At 37.7% G+C, this 4,501-nt stretch carries 5 protein-coding genes; 1 reads left to right on the top strand and 4 read right to left on the bottom strand.

All coding sequences use genetic code 11. The annotated features are described in order from the left end of the window. Positions 1–61: 61 nt before the first annotated feature. The 4 genes from VB732_RS22710 to VB732_RS22725 all read right to left on the bottom strand — a co-directional run bounded on the left by VB732_RS22710 (position 62) and on the right by VB732_RS22725 (position 3,169). On the bottom strand, positions 62–1,027 hold the full coding sequence (locus VB732_RS22710) for a hypothetical protein (RefSeq protein WP_323233160.1): 966 nt from the start codon (positions 1,025–1,027) through the stop codon (positions 62–64). Positions 1,028–1,362: 335 nt separating this feature from the next. After that, the gene (locus tag VB732_RS22715) at positions 1,363–2,382 is read right to left on the bottom strand and encodes an aldo/keto reductase (protein WP_323233161.1); all 1,020 of its coding nucleotides are present in this window, start codon (positions 2,380–2,382) and stop codon (positions 1,363–1,365) included. Between the two features lie 171 nt (positions 2,383–2,553). Beyond that, positions 2,554–2,889, bottom strand: a complete 336-nt coding sequence (petJ, locus tag VB732_RS22720; protein ID WP_323233162.1) for a cytochrome c6 PetJ — start codon at positions 2,887–2,889, stop codon at positions 2,554–2,556. Positions 2,890–2,944: 55 nt separating this feature from the next. Then, positions 2,945–3,169 (bottom strand): hypothetical protein, encoded by a 225-nt coding sequence (locus VB732_RS22725; RefSeq protein ID WP_323233163.1) that lies wholly within the window; start codon positions 3,167–3,169, stop codon positions 2,945–2,947. Between the two features lie 390 nt (positions 3,170–3,559). Between VB732_RS22725 and VB732_RS22730 the strand changes: the two genes are divergently transcribed. Beyond that, positions 3,560–4,360 (top strand): histidine kinase, encoded by an 801-nt coding sequence (locus VB732_RS22730; RefSeq protein WP_323233164.1) that lies wholly within the window; start codon positions 3,560–3,562, stop codon positions 4,358–4,360. Positions 4,361–4,501 lie beyond the last annotated feature (141 nt).

Below are 4,501 nucleotides of genomic sequence, written 5' to 3' on the forward strand. Positions count from 1 at the left end.
GTTAAGTTGACACCAATGGACATGCCGTGCGCCTACGGGTGTACTTATTCAACATTCATAATTAAGCAAAGGCAATTTTCGTAACTGCTAATTGCCTTACAAACACCATCTCTCCAGTGTTGATATCTACAGTAAATAAAGAATTTATTGGCTCACGATTAACATTAGCAATTGCATATAATTTTCCTAATGGAGAAAAAGCTAAACTGAGCAAGTCATTTTCCAAAACTTTATTATTGAAATGTAATTCTGACAACTTAATAATTAGTGGTTTGCCAGTGATTCCTGAATGACTTTCCATATCTAACTGCACCAAATGCACAGGATGCGCGTGATCCATGCTTACAGCATAAATTTTTCTATCAACTGGAGATTGAGCAAGATTACTATAGCGTCGGTCTGGTAGCAGTCCAGGTAAAACTAGTTCATCATAATTTACTTTCCCTGTTTCGGAATCAATAGTTACTAACTCAAAGGGTGGAATACCTCCTCTAAGACTAATGATGCCCACAAGCTTGCCATCTTCAGTTTCTAGCAGATTTTCTAAAGTACTATCCTCTTGTTTAAATCCCCACACTTTTAGAGATTTCTGAATTTGACTAGACTCGTCACTATTAATAAATAATAGGCGACTAAAATTGCCTTCTTGTGTGTGTGCTACAGAGCTAATAATGAACGTCCCGTTAGATAGAGTATTAAGACTTGTTAGCCGCTCGTAAGGCTGCTGATAGAAGGCTTTAGGTACAGCTTTAGTAAGTGCTTGTTGGTTCTCAACAATGTTAGTCGAAATTGTCGAGTGGGATAAGTTTTCACCAGTTTCTATATCTAAAGATATTAGAGATATTTCAGGGGTCTTATCGGCTATATTTTTTACTTCGGCAGTATTTAATAATTTTACTGCTGGATTAGAAATATTTTCTGCCGTTTCATTGGCATCAACTGAATTAAAGTTGTTGCTAGTCGCAAAGCTTACTCCGTAAATTATCGAAGACTTTTGTGCAGTACTTGCTTGGATGTTAGAATTCATGTTAGTTTAAAGAATTGTTTACAGTTTATGAATTTATATAAATTGTTTTGAGAACAAGTCTCAATCAATTTTTATAGTCATATAATACAATACGATTGCATTTTGTAGTCAACCTCAGATTTAAAAATTCATTAAACATAATTTAGGAGCTATGAGTCAAAATTATGTACTCCTGGCGGATAGTGCAAAAATAGCGAGTCGCGTGAGTGTCTGAATCAATTGCTTCAAGACGCTTGACGACTCGCTATCGGTTGTGGGGTCTGTAATTTTAATCAGGGACGTTAGCCTTTATCCCTGGTCTTAAGCACGAGTGAACATCAATTTTTCGCTGATAATTATCGCCGATATTCGTCGCCACAATCGCCGATTAGCTGGTATAAATCTCGTGATTGGCGAGATACGGCAATGATGCGATCGCGATCGCCATCATCTAAACTAAAACTAAATACTTTGGCGTTATCTTCTATATGTTCAGATACACCAAGTCTGGCACCAACTATCACACCGCCAACCGTTGGCTGATCTAAAATGTAACGAACTGCTACGTTGGCGATACTCACTTTATGCTTATTAGCAATTTCCTTCAAGATGGCTAGTAACTCTTGAAATAATTGCCAACCACCCCAAGCATCGATCATATTTTTATACTTTTTCAAACTAGCCGTAGAGAGATCAAATCCTCGCGGTTCTGGTTTGCCCAAATAGTTTTCTGATAACAAACCACCGCACAGTGTACCGTAAGTAAAAAGTTTGATGTCATGCTGTTGACAAAACTGTACCATACTAACTTCGGGGCGGCGGTCAACCAGAGAAAATTGCACTTGGTTAGAAACGATTTTGATACCTGCTTCGGTAATAATCTTTAGATTTTCCGTGTCAAAATTAGTTAAACCTAAATGCTTGATTTTCCCTTCATTTTGAAGTTCTGCCATATATTTGAGGGCATCCAGGTAATTTTTATCCTGATATTCCCACCAATGGAATTGCATTAAATCTAACGATTCCACATTCATCCTTCTCAGGGAAATATCAATATTTTCCTCAACCAGCTTTTTGGTCATTTTGCCTGGACGAGGAACCCATTTTGTAAAAGCTTGCACCTGAGATAAAGCATCTTTTCCACGAGTATCAATTAATTGACAGCGAAACTCACCAATAAAGTCTTCTGCGGGGCCATAGTGATCTGCTAAATCCCAAGTAGTAAAGCCTGCATCTAAATATTTGAACATAGTCTCAATGGCGGCTGGGGGATTTATTTGTCCGTGTCCGCCAGAGACTTGCCACATCCCATTTAAGATGCGGCAGATATTCAAATCAGGAGTGAATTGGAGACGGCTAGCTGTGGGTAAGTTCATTTTCAAGTTTAGGAGTGAGAAGAGTTAATAATTAGTAAGTTGACAAGCGGATTTTACAGCCTTTTAACTTTTCTACTTTATTATGAATGATTTAGCACTGCTAGAGTTAATAACTACTAATTTTAGCTCCTAACTCTTGTACAGACGCGATTCATCGCGTCTCCTAACTCTCTAATGCCAGCCTTTTTCAGCTTGTTCGAGAACGTAAGCAGCAACGTCTTGAATTTGCTGTTCAGTGAGACGCTCTTTGTAAGCTGACATATTATTTTTACCATTGGTTACTATAGATGTAACTGCCTCTAGCGAATCCATACCATACTTTTTCAAAGCTTGCTTTTTGAGATTCTTCCCTCGCCTGATAATGTTACTACCATTGATATGACAACCGGCACATTGAACACTAAATATTTGTTCACCGTTGACTGTATCTCCTGCACTCGCGGGTAAAGTAAAAGTGCTGATTAATAACAAAAATGTTACTAATACTAATGTGAGTATCTTTTTCAATTGACTTTTCCCTATTTTGATCTACTGGTTATAGATATAAATGTCATAAGTAATGCTATAAAGATTCAAAGTCAGTTAGAAATCCAGCCAATTTTGCACAATCTTCTTGAAAGGTTTCTGCATCGCTAACATCCTCAATTTTATAGGACATGATGCGTTTACCATCTGGCATTTTTTTGGAACTAACCAATTCGCCTTTGTACTTTTCTGCGATCGCTTTAAAATCAGTACCATGAAGCTTCCAAGCATCAGTCGAACAAGTAATATTTACTAGCCACATATTTCCTTCTCAATTACTAATACTAAATATTCATCATCTCATAAATAGGTAACATCTTACCTCCAGCAAGGCAGAGGGTAGGAGGCAGGAGGTAAAAGCAAGGAATTATTTCCTCTGCTTTCATGGTTTAGAGCAAGTAAGTTGATTTATAAACAAAGATAAAAATATTTTTTCGATATAGGTAATACAAGAAAAAATTCGTTAATATTAAATTTTTTAAATAAATTTAGGAAGATTTCGGCTTTCTCCCAAGTTCTCAATATCATCTCTTTAGGGTTGTAATTTTCTATCTAAAGGAAGTACCAAGCCTAATTTTGCTACGTCATAATATATATGTAAGAACATTTCTAGAAATTTTTATCCCAATTAGTTAAATTTCAAGAGTTGAAAATGCCTAACAATATCAAACAACAAATTCAAGCAGACCTGCAACAAGCTAAAGAAACCGGACAGTTAAGAACTGAGCGGATTAGAGAAATTGTTAAATCGGCAGTTTCTCAAGTAGGTTCTGAGTTTAAACAAGGTTCTACTGAACTTCGTAGCCTTGTTAAAGATGCTGTTTCTGCTGTAATTGAAAACTTCCAAGAAAAAGGTGGCGAACTTAAGGATGAAGTGACAGCTTCCATTGAAGGAGCGCTGGAAGGGATTAATAGCAAAAGACACGAAAGCATTGCTAAAACTCAAACAGATATCAAGCGGCTACAGGCTCAACTGGATGGCGAAGAAGAACAACTCCAGCAAGAGGTTGATGTAATTTTGGCAGAGATTGAAGAGACAGGTAAGGAAAAACCAGCTAGTACTAAAACTGCTATTGATTCTGCTGTCAATGCCCTTAAAGATAGTGAAGAAGCAGGATTGTTAAAGAAACGTTACGCGCAACTGCAAGCGCAGCTAGCCATTGTTCGCGCTAACTTAGCTGCACGCTATGGCGGACGTAATATGGAAGTTCAGGATTATCTAGACGAGGCTAAACACTGGTATGATAAAGCCCGTCCCCAAGCCGAATCTATGGCTGTGCAGGTAGGAGAGAAGCGATCGCAGCTAGAAGATAAACTAGGAGAAGCTGGTACATCTCTAGCAAGAAAAGAGCGTCAAATCAAACAAACATTGCGAGAATTACTCTTAACAGCAGCTGATTTGTTCAAAGATAAGGAACCTGTTAAGAAAGAACGGGAAACTATTCACAAATAGAGCAGACTATTTCTTCACAAAACCCTGATACATATTTTTTCGTAGGGTGCGTTATGCCAAAGGTTAACGCACCTTTTACTATAAAAACTGAGAGACATCTAATAATATGCCCCGTCATTGCGAGTGAAGCGAAGCAATCGC

This window comes from Nostoc sp. UHCC 0252, assembly GCF_034931145.1.
In the GTDB taxonomy this organism is placed as follows: domain Bacteria; phylum Cyanobacteriota; class Cyanobacteriia; order Cyanobacteriales; family Nostocaceae; genus Nostoc.